The organism is Nostoc sp. JL23 (assembly GCF_017115065.1).
In the GTDB taxonomy this organism is placed as follows: domain Bacteria; phylum Cyanobacteriota; class Cyanobacteriia; order Cyanobacteriales; family Nostocaceae; genus Nostoc; species Nostoc punctiforme_A.
Genome location: NZ_JABXKN010000036.1, coordinates 123,927 through 144,340 on the forward strand (window position 1 = coordinate 123,927; position 20,414 = coordinate 144,340).

Genomic DNA, 20,414 nt, shown 5'->3' on the forward strand with positions numbered 1-20,414 from the left:
GTTTTGTGTCGTACTTAATCAATTCATTTAGGAAATCAAACAACACCCGCTCATAGTATAAGAACAGAACCTAGTAATTCTAACCATTTAGTGGTTCTCTACTACTCTTTATTTTACCTATCCGCTTGTCTCGTCTCCTTAAGACTAAGGATTTTTCAGATCGCTTTGCCCTTAAAGTCTTAATCGCAGGTCTTATTATGAATTTAATCAATGACTTTTGCTTGGCAGTTGGGATACTCAAAGGTTTACAAGTACTCGTTGTAGACAACGATCGCGATAGTAGAGATTTGTATGCTTTTTTACTCGAAGACCTAAGCGCAAATGTGATTACTGCTGGTTCTATAAAGGAAGCTTTAGAAACCCTGAGTTGGTTCACACCCAACATTATTGTCAGTGAAGTTAGGTTTTTAGGTGAAAGTATTTATACATTGGTAAATACATTGAATGCTATAGAGGTAGACAATGGTAAGCATATCCCAATCATTGTGACTTCAACATCTACTACAGGTACTTGCGATCAAATTCCAGATGTAGACTTTGAAGAATATTTACTTAAGCCATTCCACCTTGACGAATTTGTTTCTATGATTGTGAATCAAGTACAGGAAAATGTGACGGAAAATTTTTGCACAGAGTTACTAGTTACAAACTAGTAAGTAAGTTTAAGTATCTGCGTTGTTTAACCGCCCTGAAATAAATTTCTAGACTGCATAGCTAAAACCCTTGTTCAGAGTACAAATGTAGGTTAAACACAGCCTACAATTTGACACTCCCCGCGATAAATCGACGGAGATTATTGAATTTAAGACATAACTTGCTCATGCAAGTTTTCACCAGCAAGAGTAGGGGTTTCATCTCCGCAAGCGTTGCCGCGGCAATCTTTCTGGAACTGGGGGAAACCTTTCTTACCAGGAATACCCTTTTTGCAGTTTTCATAAAAACGAGAGATAGACGACCATGCTCGTTCGGCGCTAGCCTGTCGAGCCATTGAATTGAGTTCATTAGCAAAGGGGAACTTAGCCGCAAGTACAGCACAATTGTTAAAGTAGGCCATCGATGCGTTAGCCTCCGGCGTAACACACCCTACGAAAATTGTTAGCAAGGATGCAGTTAAAGCTTTGGTGTCATGTCAGCTTAGTGCTGGAAAATGAAACTTGTATGATCGTTGTTAAAGTTCCTCTTTCGCAATATTATGAGCGAATTACAGACCCAACTAGCAACCGATACCTGGATAACAGCAACTTGGGATGAATATATCCAAATAATTGAAAATCCTGACTACGAAAAAGCCAAGGGCTACTACCACAATGGACAGATGAGGATTGAAATGCCACCTATCGGGAATGACCATGCCAGCGACCATGCAATTATTCTCTTTGCTGTTAACTTGTTTGCGAGTATTAAAGGCATTGCTCTAAATGCCAAGGATAATTGTACATATCGGAAAACAGGCTTTAGGGAAGCTCAACCTGATGTGTCTTACTATATTGGTGAAAATGCTGATGTCATTCCCTACGGCACTTCTATCATCAATTTAGATATATATCCACCACCAGATTTAGTTATTGAAGTGGCTAATACCTCACTTGCTGACTATCAAGGTGAAAAACGACTTTTATACGAAGATTTAGGAGTGAAAGAATATTGGATTTTAAATGTCCAGAATGTCCAAGTTATGGCTTTTGCCATTGAAAATCAAGGTAGTAGGCGGATTACAGAATCTCAGGTATTACCAGGATTAGCTATTTCTTTATTAAACGATGCATTACGGCAAACTCGTCAAATAAATCAAAGTCAAGTTGGTGCTTGGTTGTTAACCCAATTTCAGCAATAATTACAAACTGCTTTGCGGTAGGGAATGGGGAGTAGGGATAAAAGCAAAGGATACAGACTAACTAAAGCGCGATCACACTATAAATCCTATCTGATTTGTGAGAATTGTAAGCCGTAGATTCCCAGCTTCTCAAAAAAGTCGGGGATCTTGTTTCTCACGAATAGTTCAGAATTGCAATAATGTGCTGTGGCTAAAGTCACCCTTTCAGGTGAAGACATACAGAAATACGAATGCCTAGTATGAAGGAAGATTAAGCAACTGTGAAGCTTATTATGCGTCTAGTTGTTAATTGACTCATACAAATTTAATCCCAAAGCTTTAACAACTCCGTATTCTCTACTTGTCCTTTAACTAAAAAATATTCTTATACAGCAAGATTTACAGGCTTCTATAATATGGCTACGCACATAGAAATTCCAGTTATTGGCAAAGTTAAGTATCCATTGCGCTGGCTGATGGGGCTGATGGCGGGGAGTGCTTTGGTTGTGGGTACTATAACAACTTACACCTTGGTAAATCAAGGGACAAATAAAGAAGATATTGCTCAACTAACTGTGCCAGTTGCAGCCCAAAACGTCACGTTGCGGATTACCGCTAGTGGCAAAGTTGTGCCAGTTCAGAGCGTAAATATTAGTCCGAAGAATCCCGGAGTGCTGTCGCAATTATACGTGGAACAAGGCGATCGCATTCAACGAGGGCAAATTCTCGCCCGCATGGATAGCGCCGGTATTGAGGCTCAAAGGAGCCAGTACCGTGCAAACTTAGCCCAAAGTCAAGCACAGCTAGCCCAAGCCCTTGCTGGTAGTCGTCCTCAAGAAATCGCTCAAGCGAGGGCCCGATTAGCACAATCTCAAGCTCAATTAGCCGCAGCTAAAGCTGGTAATCGTCCCCAAGAGATTGCTCAATCTCAATCTCAAGTAGATGCGGCTCAAGCAAGGGTGAATTACACCAGCGAACAGGTAAAGCGTTACGAATATCTATATAAAGAAGGAGCAGAGAAAAAACAATTACTCGATCAAGCCATCAGCGACGACAAAAGTGCTAGAGCCAATTTAGAAGAAGCGAAAAAACGATTTTCCTTAGTCCAAAGTGGGACTCGGAGTGAAGAAATTGACCAACGCCAAGCTGCTGTTAACGAAGCACGAGCAGCATTGGTACTGTTAGAAGATGGTACTCGTTCTGAAGAAATTGTCCAGCGTCAAGCCGCTGTTGCATCTGCTGAGGCTCAGTTAAAGGGTGTACAAGTGCAGTTAGAAGATACTATTATTCGCGCTCCTTTGTCGGGAATTGTCACCCAAAAGTATGCCGAACCAGGCGCGTTTGTCACACCTACAACTTCTGCTTCTACTAGTGCATCGGCAACTTCCAGTTCAATTGTCGCTGTAGCAAGGGGTTTAGAAATATTAGCTCAAGTTCCCGAAGCCGATCTTGGCAGAATAAAACAGGGACAGCAGGTGGAAATTGTCGCCGATGCCTATCCCGATCAAGTTTTTAAAGGTCATGTGCGCCTGATTGCTCCAGAAGCAGTGGTAGAACAAGGTGTGACATCCTTCCAGGTGCGGGTTGCTCTCGATACTGGCATAGATAAACTGCGTTCTGGCTTAAATGTGGATCTGACTTTTTTAGGCGATCGCGTTAATAATGCCTTGGTATTACCAACGGTGTCAATCGTCACCGAAAAGGGTAAAACTGGCGTACTCGTACCAGATGCAAAGAATAAACCTCAGTTCCGCGAAGTTACAGTTGGCGCACAAATCCAAAACCAAACTCAGATTTTAGGGGGAGTTAAAGAAGGCGATCGCATTTTTGTTAACCCACCCAAAGATTACAAAATCGAAAAGGCTAAAGAACAAAATAATTCGTAATTCGTAATTCGTAATTTAAGATATGAATTTTCTCGAAAGCATGAATATGGCGGGGAAAACCCTGCTGTCAAATAAACTGCGTAGCGCCCTCACGATGTTGGGTATAGTTATTGGCAACGCTTCGGTGATTGCCATGATTGGTATTGGCGAAGGTGGGCAGAAGTATGTAAATAAACAGTTGCAGTCATTAGGACCAAATGTGCTATTTGTACTGCCAGGTAATCGAGAAACTCAGCGGATCTCCTTTGAAGTGCCAAAAACTCTGGTGTTGCAAGATGCGGATGCGATCGCTTCTCAAGTCCCAACTGTAGTAGGAGTTGCACCAGAGTTAAACAGAAGACAGGTAATTATATACCGCAACAGAAACACCGATGTCAACATCATTGGCACAACTCCCAGCTTCCTATCTGTGCGGGATTTTGAAACTGCTAAAGGCAGGTTTTTCTCTGAGGTAGACATCAAGCGAAGTAATCAAGTGGTAGTGCTGGGTGGAGACTTGGCAGAAAAACTATTCGGTAATAGTAACGCTGTAGGACAGCAATTGCGAGTTGGAAATACTAGCTTTCAAGTGATTGGAACGTTAACAGCCAAAGGTTCCAGCGTGGGAGCAGATTATGATAATGCTGCCTTAATACCAATCACCACATCAGCAAACCGACTTGTAGGCAAGAATTCTCCTTATGGTATTGCCTTAGATTATCTCGTTGCTGCGGCTCGTGATTCCGATAGCGTGGATGCAGCAGAATTTCAAATTACTAATTTGCTGCGTCTACGACACAAAATTAATGGTGAAGATGACTTTACTCTTCGTAGCCAAAAAGATGCTTTGCAAACTGTCGGTCAAATTACAGGTGCATTGACAATTATGCTAGCTGCGATCGCCGGTATATCCCTGTTTGTCGGCGGCATTGGCATCATGAATATTATGCTAGTCTCCGTCACCGAACGCACCCAAGAAATCGGATTGCGAAAAGCGATCGGCGCAACTGAGCAAGATATTTTGCTACAGTTCATCATTGAGGCAGTGATAGTTTCCGCCGCTGGTGGCATAGTTGGGACTGCGGTTGGTATCAGTGGCATTCTATTAGTGGGAGCCTTGACTCCTTTAGAAGCGAGTCTTTCTCCTGTAGCGATTACTATGGCAGTTGGTGTTTCTGGGGCTATTGGTTTATTCTTTGGCGTTGTTCCTGCACGTCGCGCTGCTAAACTCGACCCCATTGTGGCTTTGAGAAGTGCTTAGATAAATCATCACAAAGACGCGATAAATCGCCGTCTCTTGCCTTAACCGAACATTATTGATATAAGTCCTAATAGTTGAGCGATCAATAAAGGCTTCGATGCGCGATCGCTACAATTCATTGAAGTAATTTTGCTGAAAAACGGGAAGACTATGGTTAATCCCTAATGGGAAAATTTCTATGAAAATCCTGAACAGCAAAATGCTCAAAAAATCTTTACTTAACTGTTTAATTTTACCTTTTTCTCTACTGCCCTGGCTCTGTGTGGGAACGCTTTTTGATTCCCAAGCCAATGCTTTACCAGGACAAAGTACAGAAGAGGTAGGCACTTGGATTAAAGCACATCCTACACTCCGCCCCAGGAGAGGGGAGAAATTATTTGTGCAAAAGACTGATACTGCTGCCCAACGATTCACTTTTCAAGCGTCGGTATTGCCTCCTGGTAGAGTGGAGTTTTCTAAAGACCGTGGCACAATTCGGACTGAGCGCATTACTATGTATGATGCTATTAACGGCATGACATTTGCGCGTCTCCAAGAATCCTTGCGGGTGATTTATGGCTTGGAGATTTATCAAGACTACGATCGCGCCCAAGTCGTGTATCAATATCCCAACCAGAAGGTAGTTAATTCGGCGCGTCTGGCTAAAACTCCAATTCGGGAAGCCTTAAAAGGAGAATTACGAGTAGGCGATCGCTATGTATATTGGGTGGAAGTTGCCCAACCCAAGACTGGCAAAGCTTTTACCGGTCAAATGACCGTTTTGCTCAAAACTGACCTAGACAAGTTAGAAAATGAACTGCAAATTCGTTAATAGGCGACAAGAGGAGGCAGAAGTTCTTTAATTTTGAATTTTGTTAGCGCAGCGTAAAGCCTTCGGCATGGCTTCGCTTAGAGCGAGTCCGCGAGCGTCATTTTGAATTTTGAATTGATTTCTCCCTCATCCCTTCCCCAACTCCATCGGAGCTAAGGTTTGCCATATACCCGAAAAGATACTTTCAGCTGCTAAGGAAATTCGTAGTAAATCTTCTTTGAGTAGTGGTGGCCAATCAACCCCGGCTTTACGCCCTGCACCAAATAGCTGTTGCGCCTTAATGCTTAACTGATAAAGGGCCAAAGCCAGTTCTCGATCTAGGCTCTTTGCATCTTTGAGAGCTTCAAACACCACTTTCAATGCCAACAAAATCGAAGTGATTTGACCGGGTATCGGCGGTTTGCCCTGTTTCATACGCGTTAACAGTGCATCTGGGTTTTCCTCGGTTGTGATTGTCTGATCTATGAGGAGTTTCCTAGCTGTTTCGTAATTCATGTAGTCAGTTTAGCGCACATTTTGCGTCAGCAGTAATACTTAATTAAAAAGTCATAAAACGGCTTTCTAGTTATTTATAGCAATCTCTGATGATTTGTGAAATGATAGGCGTGGGGAAAATAATCGGGGATTGGCGATGCTCTAGGTTAACCAGATAGACTGAATATAATATCTTTGAAAAATACACCTTACTAGGAATCAGAAGTAAAATGTTCTCACCGAATTTACTAGAAATTGAACGCTCTATCCTTGCCTTGTCTGTAGAAGAACAACTTTGGCTGTTAGAGAGTATTGTTCGGCAAATCCGAGAAAAAGAGTATGTTAAAGATAAATTTAAGGATGCTAAAAATCTAGATGAACAACTGCAAGTAACCGCTATAGAACCAAATATTAAAACACAAATTACTACTATAAATGATGAGTTTGCAATTTCTGAAATCCTCTGATAGGTAGGAATAAACATTATGAAATTGCCAAACCTGAAAAATTAAATATACAAGTTATTAGTGAGCGATCGCTTAAAATTTCTGATTGCGATCGCAGTCTCTAAATTAATCATTTACATCGCAAAAGTAGTTTTATTCAGTAATAAACACAAGCTTTTGCGTAATCTAGGTTGCCCAACTGTTTTTGTTTACACGGAAAAGTGGCGATCGCAAATTCCTTTTTAATTTTGTTTCGTCCATCTTTACGATTCAACCTCATTATGGTAAAGCACTGTGGTAAATACGCTCTGATCATGTTGCTGATTATCAGTCAATAGGGACAATCTCGCAAAAACAAATTTTAACGGTGCTTATTACATTGTTTGAAGTTATGTAGCCTTTTGATTACGGCCTATCAACCACTGCGGTAGACTATGCGTTGATTATGATTCTTTCGCAGAGAAGAACACTCGAAAGGAGCCGTTTATTCAATGTCTCATACCGTCAAAATCTACGATACCTGCATTGGCTGCACCCAATGCGTCCGCGCTTGCCCTACTGATGTACTGGAGATGGTTCCTTGGGACGGCTGTAAAGCTGCTCAAATTGCCTCCTCACCCCGTACAGAAGACTGCGTGGGCTGTAAGCGTTGCGAAACCGCTTGTCCCACCGACTTTTTGAGCATCCGGGTTTACCTGGGCGCTGAAACAACTCGCAGTATGGGTCTAGCTTACTAAAAAGCTGAGTGCTGAGTGCTGGGTGCTGAGGCATAAAGAAGTCAATCAGAAACACAATTTCTTGATTCTTCACTCGGAACTCGGAACTCGGCACTCAAGTCTTTGAAGTGTCTCAATAGCAAGCACCTTTACGATTGTAGAGTGGACAATGCCCGCCTTACGAAATCGCAATTTTAGATTGGGGATATAATCTCTGGGTATCTAAATCCTAGAAGCTGTATTTGTACCGTCAAGTCAAAAGCTGACGGGGAATCTGCTGTAAAAAAACCTAAAATCCATAACAATACCTAGTGATAGAGGGAGTAAAATACTCCCTTTTTTTCTTTGCAAAACGTCCACTTTATGCTAGCTACTATACTGGATTTAATCATCCTAAAAAAAAAGTGGCGTGAAGAATGTGCGGAATTGTTGGATATATAGGCACTCAAGCGGCGACAGATATTTTACTGGCTGGACTGGAGAAACTAGAGTACAGGGGCTACGATTCGGCTGGAATCGCCACTGTTTGGGAAGGTGAGGTAAATTGTGTGCGGGCAAAGGGCAAACTGCATAACCTGCGTTCTAAACTAGAACATATAGAAACTCCTGCCCAAATTGGTATTGGTCATACACGCTGGGCAACTCATGGTAAACCAGAAGAGTATAATGCCCATCCCCATTTGGATACGGCAAAGCGAGTCGCGGTGGTGCAAAATGGCATTATTGAAAACTACCGCGAGTTACGCGAAGAACTCAAAGCAAAAGGACACATATTTCTTTCTGAAACCGATACAGAAGTAATTCCCCATTTAATAGCCGAATTTTTAAAGAATCTTCCTCCCTCATCTTCCTCATCTCCCTTCCTAGAGGCAATTCGCCAAGCTGTTAACCACCTAAAAGGGGCATTTGCGATCGCAGTTATTTCTGCTGATTTCCCCGATGAATTGATTGTTGTCCGTCAACAAGCACCTTTAGTAATTGGTTTTGGGCAAGGGGAGTTATTTTGTGCCTCTGACACGCCAGCGATCGTTGCCTACACCCGTGCCGTACTACCTTTGGAAAATGGCGAAATTGCCCGCCTTACACCTTTGGGTGCTGAGATTTACAATTTTGCTGGCGACAGGTTGAAAAAACAACCTCGATTGCTCAACTTTAATCCAGCACTGGTAGAAAAGCAGGGGTTCAAACACTTCATGCTCAAAGAAATCCATGAGCAACCAGGAGTAGTAAGAGCTAGTTTAGACGCATACTTTAATCCAGCCGAATCTACCGAATCGCCAATCAATCTTGGTTTACCTGCGGATTTATACACCGATTTAGAACAAATTCAGATCGTCGCCTGTGGTACGAGTTGGCACGCAGCATTAATCGGAAAATATTTACTCGAACAATTAGCAGGAATTTCAACTCAAGTACATTATGCTTCTGAGTATCGCTATGCACCATCACCCGTAACGGCTAACACATTAATCGTTGGTGTTACCCAATCAGGTGAAACCGCCGATACCTTAGCAGCTTTGACGATGGAAAAAGAACGTCGCCAAGGGAAAGAACCCAAATATCAAGCGCGACTACTGGGTATTACCAATCGCCCAGAAAGCAGCCTTGGCCATTTAGTACCGCATATTATCAGTACCCTAGCGGGAATTGAAATTGGGGTAGCAGCGACGAAAACTTTTACCGCCCAACTGATGGCGTTTTATGCTTTGGCATTGGATTTAGCAGCTCGTCGTCAGACAGTTTCAAAAGAAATATTAGATCAAATTATTAATGGGTTACGGCATATTCCCAAAGAAATTGAGGCAACTTTGGAAAGTCAGGAACGTTTAACCGAACAGCTAGCCCACGAATTCGCCGAAACTCAAGATTTTATTTTTATAGGGAGAGGAATTAACTTCCCCATTGCTTTAGAAGGGGCGTTGAAATTAAAAGAAATCAGCTATATTCACGCCGAAGGCTATCCGGCTGGAGAGATGAAACATGGCCCGATCGCACTTTTAGATGCGAAAGTACCAGTAGTTGCGATCGCAATCCCTGGTAGTGTTTACGAAAAAGTTATTTCTAATGCCCAAGAAGCCAAAGCCAGAGATTCTCGGTTAATTGGCGTGACTCCCGTCAACGATGGCGAAGCTGCGGAAATCTTTAACGATCTTCTTCCCGTCTCTCATGTGGAAGAGTTACTTTCTCCGATTCTCACAGTCGTTCCTTTGCAATTATTGGCTTATCATATTGCCGCCCGTCGCGGTTTGGATGTCGATCAGCCTCGTAACCTTGCTAAAAGCGTTACCGTAGAATAGTATAATTTTATACACTTAATTTAAGGTATAATGGCTTCTGAAGAAGTTCTATAGCTTGCAGAAGCCATTTTTATGGCAATGACTATAAGTATAATATATTTATTAATACTTAAGTAAGTCTTCGCTGGATTTGCAGTAAAGGTAAAATTATCCAAATGCGATCGCAAAAACCCGAATGTATATTTTTACAACGTCTTTATACTAAAGACAAGTCTCTAAAAATTTGAGTCTATAACATCCAAGTTAATTGCATTTACCAACATTATGAGTGAAATCCACTTACGTCAAATAAAGTCATACCTTCAAAAAACATTTAATAATTTGATTGACTTATCAGATTATCAAAATAAATCTGAAACAGACAGAGAGTTAATTTTCTTAACAAGGAGTCTAGCTGCATTTACTTTGATGGTTTTAGCTGATATCTCTCCTCAAGAAGCATCAAAATCAATAGTTGATGGTGGACAGGATAATGGAATAGATTCGCTTTATTTTGACAGGCGAGAAAAAATAATGTATGTATTACAGTCCAAATGGAAACAAGACAGTAAAGGTAGTGTTAAAACAGATGAGGTAATGAAATTTACTAGAGGTTTTAAAGACTTGGTAAATGCTAGATATGACAGATTCAACTCAAAATTTAATAATAAAACTCCAGATATTGAAGAAGCGCTGAATGACGCAGGAACAAGATTTGAAATAATTCTTGTCTATTCAGGTCAAACTCCCTTAGCAGATGAACCAAAAAGAGAATTGGATGATCTATTAGGTGAGATGAACGATTCATCAGATATTGTTAGTATGAGAGTTTATAATCAGGCAAATATATATAACATTATATCTCAAGGAGCATCTGGCAATCCTATAAATTTAGATGTTTGCCTGTTTGAATGGGGACAAACAAAAGAACCCTATCAATCATATTATGGGCAAGTGTCTGCTAGGGAAGTAGCTGATTGGTGAACTAAACATTCTCCTAAATTGTTCTCTTCAAATATTAGGCTTTTTGTAAAAGATAGTGAAGTTAATGAAGGTATTATCAATACACTAAAAAAAGAACCGGAAAAATTTTGGTATTATAACAATGGCATAACAGCTTTGTGTTCTAGTATTGGGAAGAAACCGCTTGGCGGTAGTGGAAGAGACACGGGCATATTTGAATGTAAAGATGTCAAAGTAGTTAATGGCGCTCAGACTGTTGGATCGATAGCAAGAGCATATCAAAATTCTCCTGAGCAAGTTGAAAAAGCAAGAGTTCTTATTCGTTTTATCTCCTTAGAAAATTGTCCTGAAGAATTTGCTACAGAAATTACTCGATTTAACAATACTCAGAACCGAATTGATCGTCGAGAATTTGTAGCTCTCGATCCAGAGCAAGAAAGAATAAAAAATGAACTTCACTTAGAAGGAATTATTTATACTTATAAGTCAGGTGAATCAATCCCAGATGGAGAAAAAGGTTTTGATTTAAATGAAGCTACGATTAGTCGAGCGTGCAAACAGAATGAGGTTTCTTTCGCCACGCGAGTTAAAGATAAAATTGGTGTTTTATGGGAAGATATAGAAAAACCTCCATATAAAACTCTCTTTAATAGATCAGTCAATGGTTCTAACCTTTGGAAATTAGTTCAAATCTTAAGAGTAGTAGAGAATAAGTTATCAGAAGTGCAAAAACAACGAGATGGAAGAGAAAAGTTATTTGCTACTCATAGTAATCGTCTCATACTACACCTAGTTTACAAAGCCTTACCAGAGAATTTTTTTAGCATATCATCTGATTTAACCCCAGTACAAATGGATGATATTCAATCCATGACCTCAGAGTTTTTGGGTAGTATTATGAGTGAAAGTAGCAACCTATTCCCAACTTCCTATCCGGCAAATATCTTCAGAAATGTCACAAAATGCCAGGAAATTGTGGAAAAAATTTTAAATTGAGGAGAATACTGTAGGAGTCCCAGTAATTCGAGTTGGTACAAATGAGGCTTTTCCCATTTCCTATTCTTCAAGGTAATTTTATAAATACTAGGAGAGAAACAGGAGAAGGAAGTGTAATTTGGAACAGGATGGGAAATGCTTATAATTTTATTTGTTTGTTAGACTAGGAATCAAGTATCCTTGAAAGTCATGAGTTAAATTGTTCAACCGTTATTTCTTATTTATCACGAAATAACAAGCATCCAAGGCGCTAAAATTGTTCAACCGAATTATTTGTCTACAGGAGTTGTACAACAATAATAAAGTCGTATAACAAATAAAAAAGTTATACAGTTTATCCTGTGGGTGTATATGTAAGCATCTACAGGAATTTTTATGGCTTGAAGCAAACAAGGTTGGACGCAAGCAAATTTTGAGCGTTACTCATTCTCAATCAATCTTAGCGATGCCTGCGGCGGGCATAGCCATCGCACGCAACACCTGCCCAACTTCTTATGTTTCATATCTAGCAAGCTTTTTGCCGTTTTCTAACCGTCGAACTCAGTTCTCTATGCCTTTGTGGTTCCCTAAGTCACTTTTAAATAGTGATTGACGAATTACACAAAATATGGTATTTTTTATTTCTATCAATAACATATATAAACGTGAATATCTCTCCATCTCTCAAAAAACCGCGTGTCTCATGGCAGGCGGTTTTCTCACTGTTGATATTTGTATTCATGTACCTGCCCATAATGGTACTTGGCTTTTATAGCTTCAATCAGTCCCCCTACAGTGCAACTTGGCAAGGATTTACTCTCGATTGGTATAGCAAGTTATTCAGTGACGATCGCATCTTATCGGCTTTGCAAAACAGTATGATAGTTGCAGGTTGTGCTGTGGCAATTTCCGCAGTGCTGGGAACCTTGATGGCGGTTGGGTTGGCGCGTTATGAATTTCCTGGTAAGAAATTGTATCGTGGTATTGCTTACCTACCATTGATTATTCCCGATATTGCGATCGCAGTGGCTACCCTAGTATGTCTAGCAGCCTTTGCGATACCTTTGAGTTTGTGGACGATAGTTGCAGCCCATGTAGTGTTTTGTCTGGCTTATGTTGGACTTGTGGTTGCTTCCCGACTGAGTAATTTAGATCCACACTTAGAAGAAGCAGCGCTAGATTTAGGCGCGACACCAACCCAAGCTTTCATTAAAGTATTGTTACCTCAATTAATGCCTGGGATTGTCGCTGGTTGTCTCTTGGCTTTTGTCCTCAGCTTAGATGACTTTCTTATTGCTAGTTTTACTGCTGGTAGCGGTTCTAACACCCTGCCAATGGAAATTTTTAGCCGCATTAGAACCGGAGTTAAACCTGATATTAATGCTCTGAGTGTAATGTTAATTTCAGTATCTGCGATCGTTGCCCTTGTAGCGGAATTAATTCGCGCTTCTGGAGAGAATAAAAATTTTAAATAAGAGTTGCAATTGGCAATAAAAGTTATAGGTAGATGATTTTGTTCTTCGTGAACTTTTTTAGATATTTAACAACAGCTATATTAAAATTTAGGGTGCATTCCGACAAGCTTAACGCCCGAATATTATGGCAATGTGCCGTATTTTCTGCTAACATAACGTCATAGTATAGATAAGCCAATAAATATAATTTATTCATCCTTATGCCCTCGTGTGAAAGATAGTTTTAAGCACATGAATAAACTTCCGTGTTCGCTTCTCTACATAACTGTTTTCAATTAGATAATATTGGGGCTAACTTTGGAGAAGATGCTATTTCCTCCTCATTATGCAAATCTGCCAAAATCCCAATTGCTCAAATCCATTCAACTCTGATAGCAATAGATTTTGCGTGAGTTGCGGACAAAGCAACTTTGGCAAACTTCTCAGAAACCGTTACCGTGTATTAAGACTCTTAGGCGAAGGTGGATTTAGTAGAACCTATGCTACAGAAGATGTAGACAGACTAAACGCACCTTGCGTCATCAAGCAATTTTTCCCACAGTTTCAGGGAACAGGACAACGCACTAAAGCCGCAGAATTTTTCAAAGAAGAGGCTTTTCGATTGTATGAACTGGGAGAAAATCATACCCAAATTCCCAGATTACTAGCTTATTTTGAACAAGGTACTAGTTTGTATCTTGTACAAGAATTTATTCAAGGCAAAACTCTCTTACAAGAAGTTCAGCAACAAATTTATGGCGAACAACAAATTTGGGAACTTTTAGCTGATTTATTGCCAGTTCTGGAATTTATTCATGCCCATAACGTCATTCATCGAGATATCAAACCAGAAAATATCATTCGCCGTGCAAGTGATGAAAAACCCGTATTAATTGACTTTGGTGGTGCAAAACAGGTAACACAAACCAGTATAGGAAGACAAGCTACGGTAATTTATACCCTTGGCTATGCCCCAACAGAACAAATGGCTGGATTTGCTTGTCACGGCAGTGATTTGTATGCTTTGGGCGTAACTTGTGTGCGTCTTTTAACTCAATGTTTGCCTTTGCAGGATGCTTCTGGACAGATTAATGACCCTATTTATGATGCCATGAGCGCTAAATGGTTGTGGCGCGAACGTTTACAAAAAAAAGGTATTACTATCAGCGACGAATTAGGAAAAATTTTAGATAAATTACTCAAACATCTACCGAGTGAAAGGTATCAAACAGCAGTAGAAGTGATCAATGATGTAAAGTTTGCCACATTGAACATTGAACCTGTTGCCTTAAAAATTGTTTCGATGCCTCAACCTATATTACCGCCGCTACTACAAAAAGTAATCGTCCCATTACCCCCATTAGAAACCTTTGAATTTGACGTAGTGACAGTAGACACAGGTGGTAGAGAAGTAAACCGCATGACTGGTAATGCAAACTTCTTTGCTGAAGAATTAGGTAAGTCTGTCACATTAGAAATGGTATCGATTCCTGGTGGTACTTACATGATGGGTTCACCCGAATTTGAAGGCGATGCTGACGAACGCCCACGACATCAAGTTACCGTTGAACCATTTTTTATGGGTAAATTTCCCGTAACTCAAGCACAGTGGAGAGTAGTAGCAGCTTTACCCAAAGTTAAACAAGCTTTAAATCCCCATCCATCGAAATTCAAAGGTCTAGATAGACCAGTAGAAAATGTATCTTGGTATGAGGCTGTAGAATTCTGTCTCAGGCTATCAGAAAAAACTGGACGCGACTATCGTTTACCAAGTGAAGCGGAATGGGAATATGCTTGTCGGGCTGGAACTACAACCTCATTCCACTTTGGCGAAACGATTACCTCTGAGTTAGTCAGCTGCACTATGGAACCAAAAAGCAAATTCCGTAAAGAAACAACAAACGTCGGTAGTTTTGAAGTCGCCAACGCCTTTGGATTGTACGATATGCACGGGCTAGTTTGGGAATGGTGCGCTGATTCGTGGCATAACAATTACAACAACGCACCCGTAGATGGAACAGCTTGGGAAGTTGGCGGTGATATAAATCGCCGGGTGCTACGCGGTGGTTCTTGGAGTTTTAGTGCAGAACTGTGTCGTAGCGCTAGCCGTAGCTGGAATGAGTCAGACGGTGGACTAAGGGTTTGTGGCTTTAGAGTAGTATTTTCTGTAGAGGAGATTATTTAGTAATTTAATACCAGGCTATATAAATTATGAACAACAGAATTGAGAAAGGTGACATAGTAGTTATAAATAAAAATGGAAAATATCATCAGCAAGTGGGTGAAGTTAGTCAGGTAGATTACAATATTTTCTTTGTCAAAATAGTATTAGTAAAGTTAGGTAATCAAGAAGAAGCCTTTGAAGAAAAAGATTTACAATTACAAACTAAAAAGCCGAGTCTGCAAGAAGCTATTAGATCAATAGATAAAATTTTAGAACAAGTCGAGCGGATTCAGCACTTACCGACACAAGAGAAAATAGAGTTACCCAACCGTTTAAAATATCTGAAATTAGATATTCCTAAACTAGATAAGCAATTGATTCAAAAAAACTTCGACAATATAGATAAAATACTTGCAGTAACAAGAGAAGTAGAATCTTCAGCCAGCTTTTGGCAGGAAATAGATCCTAATTTGGAGAAAATAAGCTGGTGGATTAGAACAAGTCTGTGAACTAAGAAGTAAATCGGCGAGAATAAATCAGCTTTCTCTAGTTCTCAGCTAGAATCTGCGAATACCTAATTAGACTTATTGCATGAATCAATGAGCTTTCACCCTAAATCCCTATCCCAAGCTTGGGATAGGGATTTTGAAATTGGCTCCTAAATAATTGGCATTGGACATAATTAAAGGTAACTATATTTTTTTCATTTTCTATCCTTAATGCTTTATACCTTATACTTTACGCCTCATTATGAATAGTGATTTTTATTTGTACCTGTTTCCTTAACATTGTATTTGTAACTAGATGGCTGAAATTTTGTTATTAACTGTACGCTTACATAAACTTAACTTTTTTGAATATTTTTTTAGAGTAAACTTTGACTTTATAGATTAATAAAAGAGGTTTTATTATTTAAAATAAAATTACGAAGATCATCAGAAATATATATGCATTTTTTTCAGTTTGCAGGGATTCTTAGTTGTACTACAGCAGCTTTCATCTCAATTGCACCCATACAGGTAGAAGCTGCAACTTTTAAAGTGATATCTGGAGTCACCAGCATCGATCGCGATCACGAAGAGATTCTTAGTAGTATTGGGCTAACCTTGACAGGCACTAATCAGACAGTTGCACCAATTCCTAGCAATTATTTAGTTGGCTTCAACATCGACTCGCTTACTAACTTCACGTTCAGTGATGAGGGCGGTTTTACTCCGCTCTCAGGTACAATCGAGCATACTGGTACTGTTACATTCAACAATCAAATTACTGTTGGTGACTTTTCAATCGGTTTTGCTCCAGGACGTACTGTTACAGGTGCCAGCGGACTTGTTTTAAGAGATACATTTTCTTTAAATACAATTTTGTTTGATTTGAGCGCTCCGGGACTTGTGGCATTTGATGGCCAAAATTTAACCATACCTGATGTGAAATTGTTGATTTCTCCAGAGTTTGCTGATATATTAGGCGACTCTAAATTGACCGGTTTGTTTGCTGGAACTGCACGAATTGATGCTCAAGTTGCTGCCGTACCTGAACCTGATAGTGTACTAGCAACTTTAGTAGCAGGTGCGGCTCTTTTAGCAGCTAGGTTTTATACTCAAAAAATTAGATGCACCTGATATTTTGAAGCATAGCCAACCAAAAGTTCGCTCTACAACCAACGCTTAATCCTTTTCAAATCTCGTTCCTAGTTTCCGCTGGAACGAGACAACTCAATTATCTGAAGTGCTGAGTGGGGAATCTCACTTTTTAACTCAGCACAGGCTAAACGTCCCGCTAACGCTCAGTAAAAGTGCCCTATGACCAAATACTTTCCGCTCTCATGTTGATGCAATGGCTAACTATGTTCCCGCGAACAGCCTCAACGTTGGTACAGAGATTATTAAACTTCTCTGCTTCTAAGATTACTTGTTGTAAGTAAGAAGTTTACTTTCTGAGCGCTGCACAGCATATATATAGTGCGGTATGTCACGCCATAGTGTCTCCTGAACGACCTTGAGTCCGTTCTTTTCAGCTACACAGCGAGAGGGAATGTTTTCTGGGCGAATCAGGGAGATGACGCGAGCGTTACCCAGCACATTAAAGGCGTAGTCTTGGCAAGCAGATGCAGCTTCAGTTGCGTAACCCTGCATTTGTTGGTCGCGGCGGACATGATAGCCAATTTCGAGTTCTTGGTGTCCCTCGACCTCCTGCCAAATCAGTCCGCAGTCGCCGATTACCTCACCCGTCGTCTTGAGAACCATCGCCCACAAGCCGAGGCCGTGCTGTACGTAGTTGCGGCGATGCCGGTCAATCCATTTTTCCACCATCTCGCGGTCAAAGGGCTTTGGGTAGTAGCGCATCGACTCTGCATCGCCGAGGACAAGCAGTAACGCGTCGAGGTCAGAAAGCGTCATTTCCCGCAGTAATAGGCGTTGAGTTTCCAATATCATTAGTGAATCCTCGTTTAGTGATTGTCCAGTTTATCTTTAACAAAAACAACTCTAGCCAGATAACTAAGAAAATTGCACTTTATCAAGTTTTTTTAGAGCAAAAAATAATGAACTAATATGTAATGTTTGCAGCAGCATACCTTTATCAATACCTTCAAAGACCTTTTTTAAAGGTAATAAAACTATATCAATTTGTTCGGTAAGGTCTAACTTTAAATCAGCTACACATTTCACATCTGTTGCTAAAAAAAAATAGGTTAAATTGGTATGAGTAGCTGGGTTTGGTGATAATATACCAGTTTAAATAAAATGATTGCTAGTGTAACCAGTCTCTTCCAATAATTCGCGTTTTGCAGCTTCCATTGGCAAAACATCTTCAGTTTCTACAGCACCACTGGGCAATTATAGAATTGTTTTTTTCAGAGCGTGGCGATATTGCTTTACTAAAATAACTTCCTGATTTTTGGTTAAAGCTACAACATTTACCCATGTTGGATATTCCAGAACATAATAGGGGTCAACTATTGTTCCATTAGGTATTTGGCAAGTATCAGACCGTACTGAAATCCATCTATCTTTTACAAGATGTCTAGATTTTAATACAATCCAGTCAAATGAAACTACCATATTTAAACCTCTATTTAACGTTTGTTACATCCGCGATTTTCATCGCTCACCAACAACTGAAGCAAAGTACGTCCGGCAATTATCTGCAAAATAAAGCCGAAACCAGCTGCAAATAATGAAAGCAGTGAAAGCCAGAATACACGGGATAAGGCAAAGACAATCAAGCTTATTCCCATAAAACATATACCCAATGCTAGAACTTTACCCGATTCCAGTACGTTGCTATGCTTAGTTAAATAGATACCACCTGCTAAGGTTCCCAAGCTTGAAGCTGTCATCAAGAAACCGAAGGTGTTAGGGCCACCTTGCAAAATCTCCTTGGCAAAAATCGGCCCCAAAGCTAAATAAAATCCCCACACGCAGCAAACTAAAGCCGAACCAATCAAGACTGAGCGAATTGGCAAAAACCCAAATGCATATTTAAAACTAGTTTTTAATTCTTCTAAAGGTTTGCGTTTGGAAATAATGGCTTTTCTGGATGTCAGGCGTATTGCGAGGAGGGCAATAATTACAGCGATGTAACTGATGCTATCAATCAGGAAACACAGCCCTGATCCCAGCGCTACAATCAGCAAACCTGCGATCGCAGGGCCTACCATACTCGTCACACTCACCAGGGAAGAGTACAAGGCAAAAGCATTACCGAGATTTTCCTTACTAACTGTTTCTGGAAGAAATGCCTGCCGAGTCGGAATATCGAAGGCGTTGATAATCCCTTGCAGTACACCAAGAATTGCAATGTACTCGATATTAATCGTACCGCTTAGGGCTAGCCACGTTAGAGCTAAAGACTGAAGCATCCCTAGAATTTGGGCAACAAGCAAGATTTGATGACGATTCCAGCGATCGGCGATGATTCCACTGATACCTAAAAAGGTTAGAGCTGCCAGCATTAAAATCCCTATACCTGCGCCAAAAAAACCGCCATAGATTGCGATCGCTAGTTGAGCCAGTGCCAAATTAAACAACGGTACAGATTCTGGTGATGTATTCTGGTTTCGACGCTGCAACCACTTTTTGAACGGTTCGCCAAAGGTAAACACAACTGTTGCTAGCAGCAATAGATAGGGAATCAGCTTTTTAAAGACATCTGGCGATGTATACAACAAAGCTATGGAGCCAATCATGCCACCAACTAAACTGACGCCACATAGAAGTAAAAAATCTCGCCGCTCGATGCCCAAATCTTGACGATATGCTCCAGCACTGGCTAGGGCAGCCACCCAAATTGCAGTATTATTGGTGGCGTTAGCTGCGATCGGGGGTACACCCGTAAAGATAAGAGTTGGAAATGTGATAAAACTTCCACCACCTGCTACAGCGTTTAATCCGCCTGCAATAAAAGCGGTACTAAAAAGAAGTAAGCTATGGAAAAGTGTTAAAGATGGTGGCATTATTTACGAATTATTAATTTGGGAATATCACTTGGAGAATGGGCAATCAAGTCAGCACCATGAGCTTTTAATTCCTCCTCAGTTCCATAGCCATAGGTGACGCCTATTGAAGCGATGTGATGGCGCTTGGCTCCAATGATGTCATGTGAGCGATCGCCTACCATCACCACAGTCGATGGTAAAAGTTTTTCTGTTAATAAAATATAGTGAATTAAGTCGCCTTTTATGCTTCGCGTTCCATCAAGTTCACTACCATAAATACCGTCTAAAAGCAATGATAAGCCAAAATATTCAATAATTTGCGTAGCATAAATATATGGTTTAGAAGTCGCCACAAATGTTTTATAACCAGCAAAACGAATTGCTTTTAAAACTTCCGTAATTTGGGGATAAAGTGAGTTTTCAAATAATCCAATTGTGGCAAAGCGACGACGATATAGTAAAAGAGCCTGTTCAATTACTGTGCTATCCAAGGTATTGAGTAATTGCGAAAAGCTATCTTTGAGTGGTGGGCCAATACACCAATTTAATTCATCAGCATTCGGTGGTTTGTAACCGAGTTCAGAGAGCGCATACTGAATGCAACCAGTAATTCCAGGCTTAGGATCTGTCAAAGTCCCGTCTAAATCAAAAAGGATCGCGGAGAAAGGCATATTTGATATTAATTCGTAATTCGTAATTCGTAATTCGTAAATTCTAAAATTACCCCATCCCCCTGCCCAATGCCCCATGCCCAATTC

At 40.4% G+C, this 20,414-nt stretch carries 20 protein-coding genes and 1 pseudogene; 15 read left to right on the top strand and 6 right to left on the bottom strand.

The features are described from left to right. The first annotated feature begins 197 nt into the window (after nucleotides 1–197). Complete coding sequence (locus HWQ42_RS06870; protein WP_292810442.1) at nucleotides 198–653, top strand: response regulator; 456 nt, start codon at nucleotides 198–200, stop codon at nucleotides 651–653. A 218-nt stretch (nucleotides 654–871) separates the two neighbouring features. On the opposite strand, the pseudogene HWQ42_RS06875 reads toward HWQ42_RS06870, so the two are convergent. Beyond that, nucleotides 872–1,036 (bottom strand): annotated as a pseudogene (locus tag HWQ42_RS06875) (RNA-guided endonuclease TnpB family protein); the annotation flags it as partial. Nucleotides 1,037–1,192: 156 nt separating this feature from the next. Here HWQ42_RS06875 and HWQ42_RS06880 point away from each other — a divergent pair. The 4 genes from HWQ42_RS06880 to HWQ42_RS06895 all read left to right on the top strand — a co-directional run bounded on the left by HWQ42_RS06880 (nucleotide 1,193) and on the right by HWQ42_RS06895 (nucleotide 5,750). Further along, entirely contained in the window at nucleotides 1,193–1,834 is a 642-nt protein-coding gene (locus tag HWQ42_RS06880) for a Uma2 family endonuclease (protein WP_292810444.1), read from the top strand. Between the two features lie 395 nt (nucleotides 1,835–2,229). Further along, a complete protein-coding gene (locus HWQ42_RS06885) occupies nucleotides 2,230–3,699 on the top strand; it encodes an efflux RND transporter periplasmic adaptor subunit (RefSeq protein ID WP_292810445.1) in 1,470 nt (489 codons plus the stop codon). A gap of 22 nt (nucleotides 3,700–3,721) precedes the next feature. Further along, complete coding sequence (locus tag HWQ42_RS06890) at nucleotides 3,722–4,939, top strand: ABC transporter permease (protein ID WP_292810447.1); 1,218 nt, start codon at nucleotides 3,722–3,724, stop codon at nucleotides 4,937–4,939. Between the two features lie 199 nt (nucleotides 4,940–5,138). Then, a complete protein-coding gene (locus HWQ42_RS06895; protein ID WP_292810658.1) occupies nucleotides 5,139–5,750 on the top strand; it encodes a hypothetical protein in 612 nt (203 codons plus the stop codon). Nucleotides 5,751–5,876: 126 nt separating this feature from the next. On the opposite strand, the gene HWQ42_RS06900 is transcribed toward HWQ42_RS06895, so the two are convergent. Further along, nucleotides 5,877–6,245, bottom strand: coding sequence for a Dethiobiotin synthetase (locus tag HWQ42_RS06900; protein ID WP_292736605.1), 369 nt, complete (start codon nucleotides 6,243–6,245; stop codon nucleotides 5,877–5,879). 209 nt (nucleotides 6,246–6,454) lie between these two features. Here HWQ42_RS06900 and HWQ42_RS06905 point away from each other — a divergent pair, with 209 nt between their 5' ends. From HWQ42_RS06905 to HWQ42_RS06950, 10 genes are all read left to right on the top strand, one after another. Beyond that, nucleotides 6,455–6,691, top strand: coding sequence for a hypothetical protein (locus HWQ42_RS06905; protein WP_292736607.1), 237 nt, complete (start codon nucleotides 6,455–6,457; stop codon nucleotides 6,689–6,691). 60 nt (nucleotides 6,692–6,751) lie between these two features. Continuing rightward, on the top strand, nucleotides 6,752–6,916 hold the full coding sequence (locus HWQ42_RS06910; protein ID WP_292736609.1) for a hypothetical protein: 165 nt from the start codon (nucleotides 6,752–6,754) through the stop codon (nucleotides 6,914–6,916). A gap of 245 nt (nucleotides 6,917–7,161) precedes the next feature. Beyond that, the gene (gene psaC / locus HWQ42_RS06915; RefSeq protein WP_012411495.1) at nucleotides 7,162–7,407 is read left to right on the top strand and encodes a photosystem I iron-sulfur center protein PsaC; all 246 of its coding nucleotides are present in this window, start codon (nucleotides 7,162–7,164) and stop codon (nucleotides 7,405–7,407) included. Between the two features lie 395 nt (nucleotides 7,408–7,802). Then, nucleotides 7,803–9,683: a glutamine--fructose-6-phosphate transaminase (isomerizing) gene (gene glmS, locus HWQ42_RS06920; protein ID WP_292810450.1), complete on the top strand. Its 1,881-nt coding sequence runs from the start codon at nucleotides 7,803–7,805 to the stop codon at nucleotides 9,681–9,683. Between the two features lie 264 nt (nucleotides 9,684–9,947). Continuing rightward, nucleotides 9,948–10,646 (top strand): hypothetical protein, encoded by a 699-nt coding sequence (locus HWQ42_RS06925; protein WP_292810452.1) that lies wholly within the window; start codon nucleotides 9,948–9,950, stop codon nucleotides 10,644–10,646. Nucleotides 10,647–10,664: 18 nt separating this feature from the next. After that, on the top strand, nucleotides 10,665–11,621 hold the full coding sequence (locus tag HWQ42_RS06930; RefSeq protein WP_292810454.1) for an AIPR family protein: 957 nt from the start codon (nucleotides 10,665–10,667) through the stop codon (nucleotides 11,619–11,621). A gap of 734 nt (nucleotides 11,622–12,355) precedes the next feature. Next, entirely contained in the window at nucleotides 12,356–13,075 is a 720-nt protein-coding gene (locus HWQ42_RS06935) for an ABC transporter permease (RefSeq protein WP_367119040.1), read from the top strand. A 325-nt stretch (nucleotides 13,076–13,400) separates the two neighbouring features. Further along, nucleotides 13,401–15,239: a bifunctional serine/threonine-protein kinase/formylglycine-generating enzyme family protein gene (locus tag HWQ42_RS06940; RefSeq protein WP_292810456.1), complete on the top strand. Its 1,839-nt coding sequence runs from the start codon at nucleotides 13,401–13,403 to the stop codon at nucleotides 15,237–15,239. A gap of 26 nt (nucleotides 15,240–15,265) precedes the next feature. Then, nucleotides 15,266–15,727, top strand: a complete 462-nt coding sequence (locus tag HWQ42_RS06945) for a hypothetical protein (RefSeq protein ID WP_292810458.1) — start codon at nucleotides 15,266–15,268, stop codon at nucleotides 15,725–15,727. A 438-nt stretch (nucleotides 15,728–16,165) separates the two neighbouring features. Next, on the top strand, nucleotides 16,166–16,840 hold the full coding sequence (locus HWQ42_RS06950; RefSeq protein ID WP_292810460.1) for a hypothetical protein: 675 nt from the start codon (nucleotides 16,166–16,168) through the stop codon (nucleotides 16,838–16,840). A gap of 285 nt (nucleotides 16,841–17,125) precedes the next feature. Here the strand turns inward: HWQ42_RS06950 and HWQ42_RS06955 are convergent, their stop codons facing one another. The 4 genes from HWQ42_RS06955 to HWQ42_RS06965 all read right to left on the bottom strand — a co-directional run bounded on the left by HWQ42_RS06955 (nucleotide 17,126) and on the right by HWQ42_RS06965 (nucleotide 20,405). Beyond that, nucleotides 17,126–17,653 carry a GNAT family N-acetyltransferase gene (locus HWQ42_RS06955; RefSeq protein ID WP_292810462.1) on the bottom strand — a complete coding sequence of 176 codons (528 nt, stop codon included), beginning with the start codon at nucleotides 17,651–17,653 and terminating at the stop codon, nucleotides 17,126–17,128. 300 nt (nucleotides 17,654–17,953) lie between these two features. Then, nucleotides 17,954–18,055 (bottom strand): NUDIX domain-containing protein, encoded by a 102-nt coding sequence (locus HWQ42_RS35455; RefSeq protein ID WP_367119041.1) that lies wholly within the window; start codon nucleotides 18,053–18,055, stop codon nucleotides 17,954–17,956. A gap of 239 nt (nucleotides 18,056–18,294) precedes the next feature. Beyond that, nucleotides 18,295–19,674 carry a TSUP family transporter gene (locus HWQ42_RS06960; protein WP_292810464.1) on the bottom strand — a complete coding sequence of 460 codons (1,380 nt, stop codon included), beginning with the start codon at nucleotides 19,672–19,674 and terminating at the stop codon, nucleotides 18,295–18,297. Then, complete coding sequence (locus tag HWQ42_RS06965) at nucleotides 19,674–20,405, bottom strand: HAD family hydrolase (protein ID WP_292810467.1); 732 nt, start codon at nucleotides 20,403–20,405, stop codon at nucleotides 19,674–19,676. The genes HWQ42_RS06960 and HWQ42_RS06965 overlap by 1 nt, the downstream gene beginning before the upstream one ends. Between the last annotated feature and the right edge of the window lie 9 nt (nucleotides 20,406–20,414).